Origin of the sequence: Celeribacter sp. (genome assembly GCF_048261515.1) — a bacterium.
GTDB lineage: Bacteria > Pseudomonadota > Alphaproteobacteria > Rhodobacterales > Rhodobacteraceae > Celeribacter.
This window is the reverse complement of sequence record NZ_JBLXFZ010000001.1, coordinates 76,794-94,609: the sequence shown is the minus strand read 5'-3', so window position 1 is coordinate 94,609 and position 17,816 is coordinate 76,794. Positions and strand designations below refer to the sequence as shown.

Annotated in this window: 19 protein-coding genes; all 19 read left to right on the top strand. The window is 64.6% G+C overall.

Annotation, left to right across the window (positions count from 1 at the left end):
- Nucleotides 1-179: 179 nt before the first annotated feature.
- The 19 genes from fabF (at nt 180) to ACN0SC_RS00360 (ending at nt 17,816) form a co-directional block, all read left to right on the top strand.
- Nucleotides 180-1,442: a beta-ketoacyl-ACP synthase II gene (gene fabF, locus ACN0SC_RS00450; RefSeq protein WP_417247697.1), complete on the top strand. Its 1,263-nt coding sequence runs from the start codon at nt 180-182 to the stop codon at nt 1,440-1,442.
- Nucleotides 1,442-2,611 (top strand): endolytic transglycosylase MltG, encoded by a 1,170-nt coding sequence (gene mltG / locus ACN0SC_RS00445; RefSeq protein ID WP_417247696.1) that lies wholly within the window; start codon nt 1,442-1,444, stop codon nt 2,609-2,611. Before fabF ends, mltG begins: the two co-directional genes overlap by 1 nt.
- 343 nt (nt 2,612-2,954) lie before the next feature.
- A complete protein-coding gene (locus tag ACN0SC_RS00440; protein WP_417247695.1) occupies nt 2,955-3,293 on the top strand; it encodes a hypothetical protein in 339 nt (112 codons plus the stop codon).
- Between the two features lie 22 nt (nt 3,294-3,315).
- Complete coding sequence (locus tag ACN0SC_RS00435) at nt 3,316-4,578, top strand: DNA-packaging protein (protein ID WP_417247694.1); 1,263 nt, start codon at nt 3,316-3,318, stop codon at nt 4,576-4,578.
- A gap of 287 nt (nt 4,579-4,865) precedes the next feature.
- Nucleotides 4,866-6,062 carry a phage portal protein gene (locus tag ACN0SC_RS00430; protein ID WP_417247693.1) on the top strand — a complete coding sequence of 399 codons (1,197 nt, stop codon included), beginning with the start codon at nt 4,866-4,868 and terminating at the stop codon, nt 6,060-6,062.
- Between the two features lie 7 nt (nt 6,063-6,069).
- Nucleotides 6,070-6,639, top strand: coding sequence for an HK97 family phage prohead protease (locus tag ACN0SC_RS00425; RefSeq protein ID WP_417248530.1), 570 nt, complete (start codon nt 6,070-6,072; stop codon nt 6,637-6,639).
- Between the two features lie 49 nt (nt 6,640-6,688).
- Nucleotides 6,689-7,894, top strand: a complete 1,206-nt coding sequence (locus ACN0SC_RS00420; RefSeq protein ID WP_417247692.1) for a phage major capsid protein — start codon at nt 6,689-6,691, stop codon at nt 7,892-7,894.
- 177 nt (nt 7,895-8,071) lie between these two features.
- The gene (locus ACN0SC_RS00415) at nt 8,072-8,671 is read left to right on the top strand and encodes a head-tail connector protein (protein ID WP_417247691.1); all 600 of its coding nucleotides are present in this window, start codon (nt 8,072-8,074) and stop codon (nt 8,669-8,671) included.
- On the top strand, nt 8,668-9,009 hold the full coding sequence (locus ACN0SC_RS00410; RefSeq protein WP_417247690.1) for a head-tail adaptor protein: 342 nt from the start codon (nt 8,668-8,670) through the stop codon (nt 9,007-9,009). Before ACN0SC_RS00415 ends, ACN0SC_RS00410 begins: the two co-directional genes overlap by 4 nt.
- Complete coding sequence (locus tag ACN0SC_RS00405; protein ID WP_417247689.1) at nt 9,006-9,416, top strand: DUF3168 domain-containing protein; 411 nt, start codon at nt 9,006-9,008, stop codon at nt 9,414-9,416. The genes ACN0SC_RS00410 and ACN0SC_RS00405 overlap by 4 nt, the downstream gene beginning before the upstream one ends.
- 27 nt (nt 9,417-9,443) lie before the next feature.
- Nucleotides 9,444-9,857 (top strand): phage major tail protein, TP901-1 family, encoded by a 414-nt coding sequence (locus ACN0SC_RS00400; protein WP_417247688.1) that lies wholly within the window; start codon nt 9,444-9,446, stop codon nt 9,855-9,857.
- A gap of 5 nt (nt 9,858-9,862) precedes the next feature.
- Nucleotides 9,863-10,177 (top strand): gene transfer agent family protein, encoded by a 315-nt coding sequence (locus ACN0SC_RS00395; protein WP_417247687.1) that lies wholly within the window; start codon nt 9,863-9,865, stop codon nt 10,175-10,177.
- Between the two features lie 16 nt (nt 10,178-10,193).
- Nucleotides 10,194-10,430: a rcc01693 family protein gene (locus tag ACN0SC_RS00390; protein ID WP_417247686.1), complete on the top strand. Its 237-nt coding sequence runs from the start codon at nt 10,194-10,196 to the stop codon at nt 10,428-10,430.
- Nucleotides 10,423-11,085, top strand: a complete 663-nt coding sequence (locus ACN0SC_RS00385; protein ID WP_417247685.1) for a phage tail tape measure protein — start codon at nt 10,423-10,425, stop codon at nt 11,083-11,085. Before ACN0SC_RS00390 ends, ACN0SC_RS00385 begins: the two co-directional genes overlap by 8 nt.
- A gap of 43 nt (nt 11,086-11,128) precedes the next feature.
- On the top strand, nt 11,129-11,761 hold the full coding sequence (locus ACN0SC_RS00380; RefSeq protein ID WP_417247684.1) for a TIGR02217 family protein: 633 nt from the start codon (nt 11,129-11,131) through the stop codon (nt 11,759-11,761).
- The gene (locus ACN0SC_RS00375) at nt 11,761-12,657 is read left to right on the top strand and encodes a DUF2163 domain-containing protein (protein ID WP_417247683.1); all 897 of its coding nucleotides are present in this window, start codon (nt 11,761-11,763) and stop codon (nt 12,655-12,657) included. Before ACN0SC_RS00380 ends, ACN0SC_RS00375 begins: the two co-directional genes overlap by 1 nt.
- Complete coding sequence (locus tag ACN0SC_RS00370) at nt 12,657-13,124, top strand: NlpC/P60 family protein (protein ID WP_417247682.1); 468 nt, start codon at nt 12,657-12,659, stop codon at nt 13,122-13,124. The genes ACN0SC_RS00375 and ACN0SC_RS00370 overlap by 1 nt, the downstream gene beginning before the upstream one ends.
- Nucleotides 13,124-17,113 carry a baseplate multidomain protein megatron gene (locus ACN0SC_RS00365; RefSeq protein WP_417247681.1) on the top strand — a complete coding sequence of 1,330 codons (3,990 nt, stop codon included), beginning with the start codon at nt 13,124-13,126 and terminating at the stop codon, nt 17,111-17,113. The genes ACN0SC_RS00370 and ACN0SC_RS00365 overlap by 1 nt, the downstream gene beginning before the upstream one ends.
- Complete coding sequence (locus ACN0SC_RS00360) at nt 17,106-17,816, top strand: DUF2793 domain-containing protein (RefSeq protein ID WP_417247680.1); 711 nt, start codon at nt 17,106-17,108, stop codon at nt 17,814-17,816. Before ACN0SC_RS00365 ends, ACN0SC_RS00360 begins: the two co-directional genes overlap by 8 nt.

Sequence of the window (17,816 nt, the reverse complement as noted above, 5' to 3'; positions counted from 1 at the left end):
GACGGGAAGGTCGATTGCCCACCTTCCGGCATGGACGTGATGTCACACGTGCTCGGCCTCTCGCCGCCCATTAGGTCGGCGAAATCTGGGAGATGATCTTCTCGGTTTACGCTCGCCCCTTTCATCGCTGGCGAAGCCCGTGTAATAAGCGTTTAACCAAATCTTAGAGGGGGCAGAACATGCGCCGAGTAGTCGTCACAGGACTGGGAATGGTATCGCCGCTGGCATGCGGTGTGGATGAAACCTGGAGCCGTTTGCTCGCTGGAGAATCGGCCGCGGGCACGATCCAGCGGTTCGATGCGAGCCATCTGGCCACCGATTATGCCTGCGAAGTGCCGCGTGGCGACGGGTCTGACGGGACATTCAACCCTGATGACTGGATGCCCAAGAAAGAGCAGAAGAAGGTCGATGACTTCATCCTTTACGGGATTGCGGCGGCTGAACAGGCGCTGAGTGATGCCGACTGGAAACCCGAGGACGAGGAAGACCGTCTGCGCACGGGTGTTCTGATCGGGTCGGGTATCGGCGGTCTGTCCTCGATTGCGGATACGGCCATTCTGCTCAAGGAAAAGGGCCCGCGTCGCGTGTCGCCCTTCTTCATTCCCGGCTCCCTGATCAACCTGATTTCGGGTCAGGTCTCCATCCAATACGGCTTCAAAGGGCCGAACCATTCGGTTGTGACCGCCTGTTCCACAGGCGCGCACGCCATTGGCGATGCTTCGCGTCTGATCATGCTGGGTGATGCGGATGTGATGGTCGCGGGCGGCGCGGAAGCGGCGATTTGCGAGCTGGGTATTGCGGGCTTCAACGCCTGTAAGGCGCTTTCCACCAAACGTTCTGACGATCCTAAAGCGGCCAGCCGCCCCTATGACGAGGACCGCGACGGTTTCGTGATGGGCGAGGGCGCGGGCATTGTTATTCTGGAAGAATACGAACACGCCAAAGCGCGTGGCGCGAAAATCTATGCCGAGATCGTGGGCTATGGCCTCTCTGGCGACGCCTATCACATCACCGCACCTGCCTCCGATGGCGATGGCGGCTATCGCGCGATGGATGCGGCGATCAAGCGTGCGGGTCTGACCCCTGCCGATATCGACTACATCAACGCGCACGGCACATCGACCATGGCCGACACCATCGAGCTTGGCGCGGTTGAGCGTCTGATGGGCGATGCAGCGTCGAAAGCCACCATGTCGTCCACCAAATCCTCCATCGGGCACCTGCTCGGTGCGGCGGGTGCGGTTGAGGCGATCTTCTGCCTGTTGGCGATCCGTGACCAAGTGGCTCCGCCGACCATCAACCTCGACAACCCTGCCGTTGAGCCGAAACTCGACCTCGCGCCCAATACCAAGCGCGAACGCGAGATCAACGTGGCGCTGTCCAACTCCTTCGGCTTCGGCGGCACCAACGCCTCCCTCGTGATGAAGCGGGTTACTGACTGATGTGGCGCGCCATTGCGTCGAATTTCCTGACGCTGTTTATCGTCATCCTGATTGCGGCGGCGGGTGTCGTCGCATGGGGGCAGAAGCAATACACGGGCGAAGGACCGCTCGCAGAGGCGATCTGCGTGCGGGTGCCTTCCGGCTCCACCATGTATCGCATCTCCCAGCAGCTCGCTGAACAGGGCGCGGTGACGGATGCGCGGATTTTCCGTATCGGCTCTGATTACACCGACAAGACGCAGCAGTTGAAAGCGGGGGCCTTCCTCGTTCCCGAAGGCTCGTCGATGGAAGAGATCGTGGACATCATCACCCGTGGTGGCGCCTCGACCTGTGGCACGGAAGTGGTCTACCGCATCGGCGTGAACCGCACTCAAGTGCAGGTGCGCGAACTTGATCCCGCGACGCAGAGCTATGTTGAAACTGCCGAATTCCTTGTTGGCGGCGAAGAGGAGGTGGAAACACCCGACCGCTTCACGCAGGTGCGCGAACAAAGCGACACCCGCTACCGCGTACTGATCGCCGAAGGCACAACCGTCTGGCGCGTGGTGGAAAGCCTCAAGTCGGTGGACGTGCTGACAGGATCGGTGGAAGCCGACGAAATGCCGCCCGAAGGGATGCTCGCCCCCGACAGCTACGAGGTGCGCGAGGGGACGGATGTGGACGAATTGATCGCCCGCATGGTTGCCGCGCAAGAGGCGCGGATCGCCGAGGTCTGGGCCGAGCGCGACGACGACCTGCCCATCGAGACGCCCGAGGAGATGCTGACGCTTGCGTCCATCATCGAGAAGGAAACGGGCATCGCCGAGGAGCGCCGTCAGGTGGCCTCTGTCTTTGTGAACCGTCTCAATCAGGGAATGCGTCTGCAAACCGACCCGACGGTGATCTATGGCGTGACCAATGGTGTGGGCTATCTGGGACGCGGATTGCGCCAATCCGAGTTGCAATCTGACAGCCCCTATAACACCTACCAGATCACGGGGCTTCCGCCGGGACCGATTGCCAACCCTGGTCTGGAGTCGCTACGTGCTGCCGTTGATCCCGATGATACGCCCTATATCTTCTTCGTGGCGGACGGGACGGGCGGTCACGCCTTTGCCGAGACCTTGGCCGAACACAACGCCAACGTCGCCCGCTGGCGCGAGATCGAGGCGGAACGCGCAAGCGAATAAACCTCTGATAAAATTATGAATAAAGCGCCGCGTGGACACTCTCCGCGCGGCGCTTTTTCTTGGTTCAAATATCCTCGCCGAAGGCGGCCCGATCCTTGCCCGACCCTGAGGGGTTAACAAGCCCTTACCCCCTGCGCACGCCGCACAAACCTTCCTCTTACCAATATGCGCCACAGTGGAACCCATGCTGGAAAGCGTGGGTCGGGTGGCCCGATGCGACGACACCTGAGGGGGTGTGATCGCCTTCGGACACACCCGTGGCGGCCAGACCAAACAGCGGCCAAAGCGGACCGATCCGACGTTTCTCGTGCGGAGACCAACCAATGCATGAGAGGCAGAAATCATGAAAGTGACTTCATCTGTGGGGGATGAGACCAACATCGACGAGACTTTTGACGAGGCTATCGTCGATCAACTCAACTGGGCGATCGAGGATCTCAAGGAGACCATCGAGAACCTGCGTTCGGGCGACAAAGGGGCGGCGAGGGAGATCAAACCCCTGATCGCCGATCTCAAACGCGCTCACGCTCAGGCTATGATCGAAAGGGACCGCATTGAAACAGAACGACGCAAACGCGGGGAACTCCTGCCCGGAGACCTCGACCTCGACGCCTCCCGCGCTCGGATCGTTGATCTCCTGGCTCGCCGAGCAAGGGGAAAGCGAACAGCGCGCGTTTCTTGACGAGTTGGACGAGGGGGCGCTGATGGCGCTCCCTTTCCTCTTTGACGCTTGGGCGCTGGACCACCAGTTGCCGCCCAGCGGCGATTGGCGCACATGGGTGATCATGGGCGGGCGCGGCGCGGGCAAGACGCGGGCGGGTGCCGAATGGGTGCGAACGATGCTTGAGGGATCGAAACCCTTTGAGGCGGGACGGGCCAAGCGCGTGGCCCTCATCGGCGAGACCTACGATCAGGCGCGCGAAGTCATGGTCTTTGGCGACAGCGGCATTCTGGCCTGCTCCCCGCCTGACCGTCGCCCCAAATGGGTGGCCACGCGGCGCGCGCTGGTCTGGCCCAACGGGGCGGAGGCGATGGTGTTTTCAGGCTCGGACGCAGAGGCGCTGCGCGGGCCGCAGTTCGATGCGGCTTGGGTGGACGAGTTGGCCAAGTGGAAAGACCCGCGCGGGGCGTGGGACATGCTGCAATTCGGGCTGCGTCTGGGCGACGATCCCCGCGCGGTTGTGACGACGACCCCGCGCAATGTCGGCATTCTCAAAGAGATCATCGACGCGCCAAGCACGGTGATGACCCATGCGCCGACCGAGGCCAATGCCGCCAACCTCGCGCCGTCCTTCCTGCAAGAGGTCAGGGCGCGTTATGCGGGCACGCGGTTGGGGCGGCAGGAGTTGGACGGTGCGCTTCTCGACGAGGAGGAGGGCGCGCTGTGGTCCATGGCGCAGCTTGAGGCGGGGCGGGTCAGCGAAGTGCCCGATCTTGACCGTATCGTCGTCGCCGTCGATCCGCCCGTGACGGGGCATTCGGCCTCCGACGAATGCGGGATCGTCGTGGTGGGCGCGGTGACGCAAGGCCCGCCGCAGGAGTGGAGGGCCTATGTACTGGAGGACGCCACGGTGAGCGGGGCGGCTCCGATGGTTTGGGCGCGCGCTGCGCTGGAGGCCGCGAGGCGCTGGCAGGCGGAGAAGATCGTCGCTGAGGTCAATCAGGGCGGCGATCTGGTCGAGACGCTCTTGCGCCAGATCGATCCGCTGGCCCCCTATAAATCCGTGCGGGCCACACGCGGCAAATCGGCCCGTGCCGAACCCGTGGCCGCGCTCTATGAACAGGGGCGCGTGGCGCATACGCGCGGCCTTGGCGATCTTGAGGACCAGATGGTGCAGATGTGCGCCCACGGCTATCAGGGCGGCGGCTCGCCCGACCGTCTCGACGCGCTGGTCTGGGCGGTGCATGAGGTGATGATCCTGCCCGCCAGCAACGCGATGGAGCCGCGCATTCGCACATTGGGGTAAAGCAACGGGATCGGAAGCAGGGTTAACGGGTCGCCACGGGAAATCGTGGCGGCCCGTTTTGTTTCGGGCGCGGGGCAGGTGGTCGGGCAGGGGGTGCGCAACACCTCGTCTCGCGGCGGGAATTTGTAAGATATTGTTTAGGCGTGAAAAATAGGGCGGTGTTGCGCCCGACACGGCGCAGCGCACGCCCTCCTTAGAACTTCTTTCACCCTGCCGCTTAGAACTCTCCCCAACGACGCCACGGGCCTTGCCCACCAAGGGCGGTCAATACAGGAGATGACAGACAGATGTTCCATTTTCTCAAGCGCAGCGCAACCGCGCCCGAAGAGGTGAAGGCCTCCGCCACGGGGCCTGTCGTCGCGGCGATGTCGGGTGCAGGGCATGTGGCATGGTCCTCGCGCGATACGGTGACGCTCACCCGCGTGGGCTTTACGGGCAACCCCGTCGGCTACCGCTCGGTCAAGCTCATTGCGGAGGCCGCCAGCGCCCTGCCGCTGGTGATGCAGAATGCCACCGAGCGTTTCGAGATGCACCCGCTTCTGAGCGTGCTGAACCGTCCCAACCCCGCGCAGGGGCGGGTCGAGTTGTTCGAGGCGCTCTATGCGCAGATCCTTCTGTCGGGCAACGGCTATCTTGAGGCCGTAGGCGCGGGAGGCGAGGCACCGCAGGAATTGCACGTGCTGCGCTCGGATCGTATGAGCCTCGTGCCTGGCGCGGATGGCTGGCCCGTGGCCTACGAATATGCGGTCGGCGGGCGCAAGCACCGCTTCGTGATCGAGGAGGGTTTCACGCCGATCTGCCACATCAAGAATTTCCACCCCGCCGACGATCATTATGGTCTTTCACCCCTGCAAGCGGCGGCAACCGCGATTGACGTGCATAACTCTGCCTCGCGCTGGTCGAAGGGGCTGCTCGACAATGCGGCGCGTCCCTCGGGCGCGATTGTCTATCGCGGCGCGGATGGCACGGGCACGATGAGCGCGGATCAATACGATCGCCTCTTGGGCGAGATGGAAAGCCACCACCAAGGCGCACGCAACGCGGGCCGTCCGATGCTCCTCGAAGGGGGGCTGGACTGGAAGCCGATGGGGTTCTCGCCCTCCGACATGGAGTTCCAGAAGACCAAGGAAGCCGCCGCCCGCGAGATCGCGCTGGCCTTCGGCGTGCCGCCGATGCTCGTCGGCATTCCTGGAGATGCGACCTACGCCAACTATCTGGAGGCCAACCGCGCCTTCTACCGTCTGACCGTTCTGCCCTTGGTGGCGAAGGTGACGGGGGCCGTGGGGCATTGGCTCTCGGAGATGGCGGGCGAGGAGATCACGCTCAAACCCGACCTTGATCAAGTCCCCGCACTGGCCGCCGAACGCGACCAGCAATGGAAGCGCGTGGCCGAGGCCGCCTTCCTCACCGACGGGGAGAAACGCGCGATGCTCGGATTGCCGCCGCTGGCGCAGGACACCGACGAAAACGAAGGGAACGCATAAGATGCAGATGGATGCGAACACGGGTCTTGAGCACAAATTCTGCCGCCTTGGCGGGGAGCTGGTGGTCGAGGACGGCGTGAGGATCGAAGGCTACGCCTCGCTCTTCGGCGTCCGGGATACGGGCGGCGACGTGGTGGCCAAGGGGGCCTATGCCCGCTCGCTGGATGCGCTCGCGGCCAAGGGGCGCACGGTGAAGATGCTGTGGCAGCACGACCCGACCCAACCCATCGGGATCTGGGACGAGGTGCGCGAAGACGGGCGCGGTCTCTTCGTCAAGGGGCGGCTGCTCACCGACATCGCCAAGGGCCGCGAGGCGGTCTCTCTCATCGAGGCGGGGGCCATCGACGGTCTGTCGATCGGATACCGCACGGTGAAGGCGCACAAGAATGACACGGGCGCGCGCGTCCTGTCCGAACTGGAGCTTTGGGAAGTGTCGCTCGTGACCTTCCCGATGCTTCCCCAAGCGCGCATTACCGCCGAGGCCAAGGGGGCCGACCCCGTCGAGGCCGAGGCTATCATGCGCGATCTCGCAGACGCCCTGACGGGCGCCCGCAAGCTGCTGGCCAAGGGTGACTAAGGCCGGCGCACTCACCCGCAACACACCAGCAAAACGAAGGATTGTTTGGATGAGCAAAACCGAGACGAAAGCTCGGGTCGGGACCGGTATGCCGGATGCCACGGCCGGGCCGGCCAAAGAGGTGAAGACCGCGCTGGCTGGTTTCATGAGTGATCTCAAGGACTTTCAGTCCGAAATTAAAACAAAGCTTCAAGAACAGGAAGAGCGACTGACCATGCTTGATCGTAAATCGCAAACCATTGGCCGTCCGGCCCTCGCCGCATCTTCGGATGTGGACCTCTCCCACAAAACCGCCCTTGAGACCTATGTGCGCAACGGCGATGACGATGCCCTGCGCGGGCTGGCGCTGGAGGGGAAATCCATGTCCACCGCCGTTAATGGCGATGGCGGCTACCTCGTCGATCCCCAGACCTCCGAGACGATTCAGACGGTGCTGAAATCCACCGCTTCGATCCGCTCGATTGCCAATGTCGTCAACGTGGAGGCGACCTCCTATGACGTGCTGATCGACACGACTGATCTTGGCTCTGGCTGGGTCTCCGAGACGGGCTCCGTTGCCGAGACCGCCACGCCCACCATCGACCGGATCTCCATCCCGCTCTACGAGCTTTCGGCCCTGCCCAAAGCCTCGCAGCGCCTGCTTGATGACGCGGCCTTTGACATCGAGGGCTGGCTCGCCGCGCGTATCGCCGACAAGTTTGCGGGCGCCGAAGCCTCCGCCTTCATCAACGGGGATGGCGTCGACAAACCCACGGGCATTCTCGCCCATGCGCAGGTTGATAACGATGCGTGGACATGGGGCAGCCTGGGCTATGTCGCCACGGGCACGGACGGCGGTTTCGACGCGCTCAACCCCGCTGACGCCATTGTCGAGCTGGTCTATGCGCTCGGTGCGCAATACCGCGCCAACGGCACCTTCGTGATGAATTCCAAGACCGCAGGTCAGGTCCGCAAGCTCAAGGATGCCGATGGCCGCTTCCTGTGGTCGGACGGTCTTGCCGCGGGCGAGCCTGCGCGTTTGATGGGCTATCCCGTGCTGATCGCCGAGGACATGCCCGACATCGCCTCGGACGCCGCCGCCATTGCCTTTGGCGACTTCAACGCGGGCTACACCGTCGCGGAGCGTCCCGATGTGCGTATCCTGCGCGATCCCTTCTCGGCCAAGCCGCACGTTCTCTTCTACGCCACCAAGCGCGTGGGCGGTGACGTGTCCGACTTCGCGGCGATCAAGCTGCTCAAGTTCGGCATCGCCTGATCCGGCCATGACCGCTCCCGTCTGACCCTTGGCGGTCGGGCGGGGGCACAGGATGCGCGGCGATCATGCCGTCCCGTGTTGTCTAGCTGCTCCCCCTCCGTCCGAGCGACACGGGGTCGGCCGCCGCGCATCCCCACCCGCACCACGGTCTGAGGGGACCATATCCGGAGAGAAGCAATGATGTTGATGGAGCAAAGCCAAGTTCCCGTCGCCGCGCTGCCCTTGGATACGTTCAAGGATCATTTGCGCCTCGGCACGGGCTTTGCCGATGACGCGGTGCAGGACGGGGTCATCGAGACCTACCTGCGCGCCGCTATGGCGGCCATTGAGGGGCGCACCGCCAAGGCGCTATTGCAGCGCGACTATGCCTATTCGCTGGGCGCGTGGCGCGATCTGGGGGCGCAGGTGCTGCCCGTGGCCCCCGTGAGCGCGATCACCGCATTTGTGATTGTCGATAGTGCGGGCGGCGAGACCCTGATCGATCCCGCCCGTTACATGCTCGAACAGGACATGCACCGCCCGCGCCTGTGTGCGTCTGGCTTTGTGCTGCCCTCGATCCCTGTGGGTGGCAAGGCGCGGATCGCGTTTGCCGCAGGGTTCGGCGCGACATGGGACGATGTGCCCGCCGATCTGGCGCAGGCTGTTTTCCTGCTCGCCGCGCATTACTACGAATACCGCCACGAGACAGCGACCGACCGTGACGTGATGCCCTTCGGTGTCGCCGCGCTGACCGACCGTTACCGCGACATGCGGCTTTTCGGAGGGCGGGGCCGATGAGCGCGATTACCCGTCTCAACCGCAAACTGGTGCTCGAAGAGGCGCAGCGCACGTCTGATGGCGCGGGCGGCTATGTCGAGACATGGGTGCCTCTGGGCACGCTTTGGGCCAGCGTCGAGGCGCTGTCGGGCTTTGAGGGGTCGCGCGATTTCGTCACCGTCTCCCGCGTGCCAATGCGCATCCATGTGCGTGGCGCCCCCGTGGGATCGCCACGCCGCCCCAAACCCGACCAGCGATTCACCGAAGGCAGTCGCACCTATCGCATTCTCTCGGTCGCCGAGGCGGATGCGCAGGGCCACTACCTGATCTGTCACGCACAAGAAGAGGTGTCATCATGAGCTATGGCGTTTCTCCCGCCCTGCAAACGGCACTCTATCAGGCGTTGAGCGCCGATACGATCCTCGCAAGCCTCGTGGGCACCGCGATTTTCGACGCGCCGCCCACAGGCACCGTGCCCGCACTCTACGTCAGCCTCGGCCCCGAGGATGTCACCGACGCCTCCGACAAGACAGGCCACGGCGCACGCCACGACTTCACCGTGAGCGTGGTTGCCGACGCGGCTGGGTTCCTCACGGCCAAGGATGTGGCAGCGCGGATTTCGGACCTGTTGGTGGATGCCGATCTGACCCTCACGCGCGGCACGCTTGTGGGGCTTTACTTCCTCTCCGCCAAGGCGCGGCGCGTTCAAAACAGCGACGTGCGCAGGATCGATCTGCGGTTCCGTGCACGCGTCGAAGATAACTGATCACACTAGCAAACGGAGCACGACAACATGGTGGCCCAAAACGGAAAAGACCTACTGATCAAGCTGGATATGACTGGCGCAGGTCAGTTTGAAACCATCGCGGGGCTGCGCGCCACGCGGATCTCCTTCAATGCCGAGAGCGTCGATGTAACCTCTTTGGAATCGGGCGGCGGCTGGCGCGAGTTGCTGGGCGGCGCGGGCGTGAAAAGCGCGGAAATCTCCGGCTCTGGTGTTTTCAAGGACGCCAATACCGACGAACGCGCCCGCCAGATTTTCTTTGACGGCGAGGTGCCGAATTTTCAGGTCATCATCCCCGACTTCGGCATCGTCGAGGGGCCGTTCCACATCTCCGCCATCGAATACGCGGGCAGCCATAACGGCGAGGCGACCTATGAGCTGGCGATGGCTTCGGCGGGTCAACTGACCTTCACTGCGGACTGATCGCCATGGCCAACCCGTATCAAGGCGAAGTCGCCCTGACGCTCGACGGTTCGCGCCATGTGCTCAAGCTCACGTTGGGCGCATTGGCCGAACTGGAGGCGGGGCTGGAGGCCGACACGCTGGTGGCGCTCGTGGAGCGTTATGAGGCGGGGCGGTTCTCCTCGGCGGATGTGCTGCGCGTGGTCGTGGCGGGTCTGCGCGGTGGCGGCTGGCGCGGTGGCTATGACGACATTCTGACTGCCGAGATCAAGGGCGGCCCCTTGGAAGCGGCGCGTGTTGGCGCGGAGCTTCTGGCGCGGGCTTTCACGGTGCCTGGATGAGCGGGGAGGGCGCGTCATGGCGGGACTGATGGATGACAGGAACAGCGGCTTTGACTGGCCTGCATTGATGCGGGCGGGGATGCGTGGGCTGGGGCTGAAACCTCAGGAGTTCTGGGCGCTCACGCCCGCCGAATTTCTGCTGATGCTGGGAGCGGGGTCGGGCACGGCACCGATGGGCCGCTCCCGTTTGGACGAACTGGCGCGCGCCTATCCGGATGCCGCCCCTGTGAGAGAGGACAAGAGCGATGGATGACATCAACGGGCTCGATCGTTTCGAGGACCGCGTGGCGCGGATGGAGGAGAGCATCGGCGGCGCGGAGGCGATGGCGGCGGCGTTCAACCAGCAACTCACCCGTTTTCAGGCAACCATTGCCGACACGCAGCGCGAGGTCGGTTCGCTGGAAAGCGCCATGTCGCGCGGTCTCAAACGCGCCATCGACGGGCTTGTGTTCGACGGTGACACGCTGGCCGATGCGCTCAAGGGCGTGGGGCGCTCCATGCTGGACGCCGCCTATAATGCCGCGCTCAAACCCGTCACCAGTCACGCAGGGAGCATTCTCGGCACGGGGCTGGAGGCGGTTATTCAGGGGCTTTTGCCCTTTGGCAACGGCGGGGCCTTCGCCTCGGGCCGTGTGCAGCCCTTCGCCAGTGGTGGCATCGTTTCGCAGGCCACGGCCTTTCCGATGCGCGGCGGCACGGGGCTGATGGGCGAGGCGGGGCCAGAGGCGATCATGCCGCTCACCCGCACCGCAGGTGGCAAGCTCGGCGTGCGGGCAACGGGCGGCACCCAACCCGTCAATATCACCATGAACATCTCCACCCCCGACGTGGAGAGTTTCCGCCGCTCGCACTCCCAGATCGCCGCGCAGATGAGCCGCATCATGGGGCGCGGATCACGCAACCGCTAAGCGTCCCCGCGCGAAGAAACGTTACTTTTCAGGAGGATGACCGATGGGTTTTCATGATGTGAGATTTCCCGCAAACCTGAGTTTCGGCTCTGTAGGCGGGCCAGAGCGCCGCGCCGAAGTGGTCACGCTCGCCAACGGTTTCGAGGAGCGCAACACGCCTTGGGCGCATTCGCGCCGCCGCTATGACGCGGGGCTGGGGATGCGTTCGCTCGACGATCTGGAGGCGCTGATTGCCTTCTTCGAGGCGCGTCAGGGGCAGGTCTACGGCTTCCGTTGGAAGGATTGGTCGGATTACAAATCCTGCCCCGCGTCGAAGGAGATTTCATTCGACGATCAGGTGATTGGCTCGGGCGACGGGGACACCACCGTTTTCCGTCTGCACAAGCGCTACGCCTCGGGCGAGGCCGCCTATCTGCGCCCGATCTACAAACCCGTTTTCGGTACGGTGCGTGTCGGCGTGCAGGGGCAGGAGTTGCAGGAGGGTATCCACTGGTCCATCGCGACCGACACGGGGCTGGTGACATTCGAGACCCCGCCCGAAGAGGGTGTGCAGGTTACGGCGGGTTTCGAGTTCGACGTGCCCGTGCGCTTTGACACCGACCGCATTGCCACTTCCGTGGCCTCGTTTCAGGCGGGGGAAGCCCCCAATGTGCCAGTCGTGGAGGTGCGGGTCTGATGTCGACGCCAAGCGAGTTTTTCCCCGCCGACCTGCGCGACCATCTTGAAAGCGGCAACACAACGCTTTGCCACGCATGGGCGGTCACGCGGGCTGACGGGACGACCTACGGGTTCACCGATCACGACCTTGATCTGACGTTCGAGGGGATCACCTTCAAGGCCGATACGGGCCTCACGGCGCTGGCGCTGGAGCAGACCACGGGCCTGTCGGTGGACAATACCGAAAGCCTCGGCGCGCTGTCCTCGGCGGCGGTGCGCGAGGCGGATATCGAGGCGGGCCGTTTCGACGGGGCGCGGGTCAGGGCGTGGCTGGTGAACTGGCGCGATCCCGACCAGCGTGTGCTGCAATTCAACGGCACATTCGGCGAGATCACCCGCGGGGCGGGGGGCTTTCGCGCGGAGTTGCGCGGGCTGACCGAGATGCTCAACCAGCCGCAGGGGCGGGTCTATCATTCGGCCTGTTCGGCGGTTCTGGGCGACGGGCGGTGCACGGTCGATCTCGATGCTCCGGGCCTGTCCGTCAGGGTGGCGGTTGAGGAGGTCGAGGAGGCGCGGGTTTTCCGCTTCACTGGTCTCACGGGATTTGACGACCGCTGGTTCGAGCGCGGGCGCTTCGTCGTGGAGACGGGGGCGGCGGCGGGTCTGGTCGGACTGGTCAAGAACGACCGCCTGACGGGCGTGGCACGCACCGTCGAATTGTGGACGCCGCTGCGCGCGGAGGTGGCCACGGGGGATCGGGTGCGTATCGAGGCGGGCTGCGACAAGCGCAGCGAGACATGTCGATTGAAGTTCAACAATTTCAACAACTTTCGCGGCTTTCCTCATGTTCCGGGTGAGGATTGGCTCGCCGCCTATCCCGCGTCCAGCGATGCCAATGACGGCGGGAGTCTGTGATGGATGTGACCGCTAAAACGCGCGTAACAGGTGCGGAAATTGTCGCCTGCGCACGCGGCTGGATCGGCACGCCCTTCCGCCATCAGGCGGCGGTGCGCGGTGCGGGCTGCGACTGTCTGGGACTGGTGCGCGGGGTCTGGCGCGAGCTGTGTGGAACGGTGCCTTTTCCCGTGCCCGCCTATACGCCCGACTGGTCAGAGCCGCAGCGCGAGGAGCGCCTGTGGACGGCTGCCAGCCGCCTGATGCGACCCAAGGCGCGGGCGGAGATTGCGGCGGGTGACGTGGTGCTGTTCCGTATGCGTGAAGGCTCGGTCGCCAAACATCTGGGCATCATCGGCGCGTGCGGTGACGCGCCCACATTCATTCATGCCTACGCGGCGCACGGGGTGGTCGAAAGCCCGCTTGGCGCCCCGTGGCAAAGGCGCATCGTCGCCTGTTTTGCTTATCCGTTCACGGGAGGTCACTGATGGCGACTATTCTTCTTTCAGCAGCAGGGGCCGCCGCAGGAGCTTCAATCGGCGGCGGGGTTCTGGGCCTGTCCTCGGTGGTCATCGGACGCGCGATCGGCGCGACCATCGGCCAGACGATTGACCAGCGCCTTATGGGCGCGGGATCGCAGGCCGTGGAGACAGGGCGCGTGGATCGCTTCCGCCTGACGGGGGCGTCTGAGGGCGCGGCGATTGCGCAGGTCTACGGACGGATGCGCGTGGGCGGGCAGGTCATCTGGGCCACCCGTTTCAACGAGACGCGCACCACCACGGGCGGGGGCGGCAAAGGGGCTGCAGCCACGCCGAGCGTGACGCAATACAGCTACTCGGTCTCGCTGGCCATTGCGCTGTGCGAGGGGGAGATCACGCGGGTCGGACGCCTCTGGGCCGATGGTCAGGAGATCAGCCCCGCCGACATCAACATGCGCGTCTACACGGGCGGCGAGGACCAGCTTCCCGATCCGAAAATCGAGGCGGTGGAAGGGGTTGGCAATGCGCCCGCCTATCGCGGGATTGCCTATGTGGTGATCGAGGATCTCAACCTTGCGCCCTATGGCAACCGCGTGCCGCAGTTCACCTTCGAGGTGGTGCGCCCCGACCAGCCGCAGGGCAAAACCCCCGCCGCGCTCCCGCAGGGGCCGCAAGGCGTGGTCGAAGCGCAGGCGGCTCAAGGGGCCGAACAGACCGACCTCAACCACATCGTGCGCGGGGTGTCGATGATCCCTGGCACGGGGGAATATGCGCTGGCCACCACGCCCGTCTATTTCGAGGGGCCGCTGGGTGAGGCGGAGGCGACCAACGTGCATTCCGCCTCGGGCGAGACCAACTTCGCCACGGCGCTTGATGACCTCTTGGGCGAATTGCCCGCCGCAAAGGCGACTTCGCTGGTGGTCTCGTGGTTTGGAGGCGATCTGCGTTGCGGCACCTGCGAGATCCAGCCCAAGGTGGAGCAATCCGAGAAGGACGGCGCGGCGATGCCGTGGACTGTCTCTGGCCTGACCCGCGCCACGGCGGCTGTCCTGCCACGCGACGAAGGTGACCGTGTGATCTACGGCGGCACCCCCACCGACCAATCGGTGATCGAGGCGATCACGGCGCTCAATGACGCGGGCCGCGAGGTGATGTTCTATCCGTTCATCCTGATGGACCAGATGGGCGACAACACGCTGCCCGATCCTTGGACGGGCGGGGTGGGGCAACCGCACCTGCCGTGGCGCGGGCGGATCACGCTCTCGGTTGCGCCAGATCAGGCGGGCAGCCCCAACGGCACCGCCGCCGCCGATGCGGAGGTAGCGGCTTTCTTCGGCTCGGCGCAGATCTCCGACTTCGTCCCCAATGGCGACAGGGTGGATTATGTCGGGCCGTCAGAGAACTCTTACCGCCGCATGATCCTGCACAACGCGCATCTGTGCGCCTTGGCGGGTGGTGTGCATAGTTTCTGCATCGGCTCGGAAATGCGCTCGCTCACCACGATCCAAGGGGCAAGCGGCTTTCCCGCCGTGGACCAGTTGATCCAGCTTGCCGCCGATGTGCGCGCCATCCTCGGACCAGACGTGAAAATCGGCTATGCCGCCGACTGGTCGGAATATTTCGGCTACCAGTTCCAAGGCAATCTCTACTACCACCTCGATCCGCTCTGGGCCGATCCCAACATCGATTTCATCGGGATCGACAATTACATGCCGATTTCCGACTGGCGCGATGGCGAGGACCATGCCGATGCCGCGTGGGGGTCGATCTACAACCTCGACTACCTCAAGGCCAATATCGAAGGCGGCGAGGGATACGACTGGTATTACGCCCATCCCGAACACGAGGCGGCGCAAATCCGCACGCCGATCCGTGACGGGCTGCACGGTGAGGACTGGATATGGCGCTACAAGGACATTCGCAACTGGTGGGAGAACGACCACCACGAGCGCATAAACGGCGTGCGGATCGAGACGCCGACCGCGTGGGAGCCGCGCATGAAGCCCGTGTGGTTCACCGAGCTTGGCTGCGCGGCTATCGACAAGGGGACCAATGAACCCAACAAATTCCTTGATCCCAAGTCATCCGAAAGCGACATGCCGAAGTTCTCCAACGGGCGGCGTGATGATTTCATCATGCTGCAATATCTGCGGGCGCAATCGGCCTATTGGACCGATCCCGCGAATAACCCCGTCTCGGATGTCTATGGCGGGCCGATGATTGATATGGACCGCGCCCATGTCTGGGCGTGGGATGCGCGGCCTTATCCAGCCTTTCCCAATGCCACCTCGGTGTGGTCGGACGGGGGCAATTACGTCAAGGGCCACTGGCTCAACGGGCGGGCGGGCAACCGGTCGCTGGCCGATGTGGTGCGCGAGATCTGCCGCCGCTCTGGTGTCACGGAGGTGGACACGTCGCAGCTCTGGGGCGTCTTGCGCGGTTATTCACTGGCCGAGGTCGGCACGGCGCGGGCAGCGCTCCAACCCCTGATGCTGGCCTACGGGTTTGACGCCATCGAGCGCGACGGGAAGCTCATTTTCCGCAGCCGTGATGGCAAGGTGTCCAAGGCGCTCGAAGAGCCGCAACTGGCGCAGCTTGACGAGATGGAAGGCGTGATTGAGCGCACCCGCGCGCCCGATGCAGAGATCGCGGGGCGGGTGGGGCTGAGCTTTGTCGAGGCGGATGGCTCATTCGCCGTGCGCACCGAAGAGGCGGTCTATCCCGACGAGGAAACCCGCGCGGTGGCCGTGACCGAGTTGGGTCTTGCGCTCACCCGCGCCGAAGGCAGGCAGGTGGTGGAACGCTGGCTGGCGCAATCGCGTGCCGCCCGTGACACCGCGCGTTTTGCCCTGCCGCCCTCGCTCGGCGCGCTGGGTGCGGGGGATCTGGTCGAACTGCCCGAAGAGGGGGGAAAGGCGCTCTACCGCATTGACCATTCGCTTCTGGGCGCTGCGCGACAGGTGGAAGCGGTGCGCGTGGATGCCTCCGCGCTGGAGCCATCGGATGCGACAGAGGAGATCATCTCGCAACGGCCCTTTGCCGCCGCTGTGCCCGTTCTGCCCGTCTTTCTCGACCTGCCGCTTTTGCGCGAGGATCAGGGGCCGCACGCGCCCTTTGTGGGGGCGGTGGCAACCCCGTGGTCTGGATCGGCGGCGGTCTATTCCTCGGCGGAAGATGCAGGCTATGCGCTCAACACGCTCTTGCCCTATTGGGCGACGATGGGCGTGACCGAGACGCCGTTGAACGCGGCCACATCAGCGCTTTGGGATCGCGGTGCACCGCTGCGGGTGCGGCTGGCGCGTGGGTCGCTGGAGAGTGCGAGTGAGGAGGCGGTGCTGAACGGGGCCAATGCCTTGGCCATCGGCGACGGGACGAGCGGCAACTGGGAGGTGTTCCAGTTCGCCAATGCCACGCTGGTGGGCGCAGACACCTACGAGATCACCCAGCGGCTGCGCGGGCAGGCGGGGACGGACGGGCTGGGGCCGAACGGCGATATGGCGCCCGCGTGGCCCTCGGGCTCTACCGTGGTGCTGCTCGACGATGCGCTGCGCCAGATCGACATCGCGGCCTCGGCCCGCGGGCTGGCGCGTCACTACCGCATCGGCCCCGCGCAACGCCCCTATGACGATCCGTCCTACAAGCACCGCGTGGAGGCGTTTGAGGGGATCGGGCTGCGCCCGCTTTCACCCGCACACCTGCGTGCCACGTCGCAATCGGGCGGTGATCTCGCGGTGACATGGGTGCGCCGCACGCGGGAGGGGGGCGACAGTTGGCAGTCGCTCGAAGTGCCGCTCGCAGAGGCGCAGGAAGCCTATCTCCTGCGCGTGCGCAAGGGCGGGGTGATCCTGCGCGAAACCACCACCATCGCGCCCGAATGGAGCTACACCGCCGCGCAAATGACATCGGATGGCGCAACCGCGCCGTTCACCATCGAAGTCGCCCAATTGTCCGACAGCTTCGGACCGGGCCTGTTCACAAGGATTGAGATCAATGCCTGATACAACCCGTTTTTCCCTGCCGCTTCTCGCGCCTGCACAGGCCCAGAAACACGTCACCGTCAACGAGGCGCTCGCGCGTCTGGACGCTTTGGTGCAACTGGCGCTCAAATCGGTGACGACCACCACCCCGCCGCTCACCCCCGCCGAGGGCGATGCCTATGGCGTGCCTGCGGGCGCGGTGAATGATTGGGCGGGGCACGAGGGGCAGATCGCCATCTTTGTCAACGCGGGCTGGGCCTTTGTTCCCGCGACGCAAGGGATGCGTGCCTATGTGGAGGATCAGGGCGCTTGGGCGGTCTTTGACGGTGGCCAGTGGATAGGCGGGATGCTCACGCTTTCGCCCCATGGCGCGGGCATGGTGGCGCAGGCCATCGAGATCGACCACGCGGTGACGGCGGGGGCGTCCTCCACCGTCGCACTGGCCTTGCCCGCTCAATCATTGGTCTTTGCCGTCACGGGCCGCGTCACCGCCGATATAACGGGCACGGCCACGGGCTTCTCGCTGGGCGTGGGGGGATCGGCCAACCGATATGGGTCGGGGCTGTCCTTGATGCAGGGGGCGTGGCTGCGCGGGATCACGGGGACGCCTGTGACCTATTACGGGGCCGAAGACCTGATCCTCACGGCGGAGGGGGGCAGTTTCACGGGCGGGGAAATCCGCCTTGTGATCCACGCCATGCAATTCGCATTACCTACCGAATAG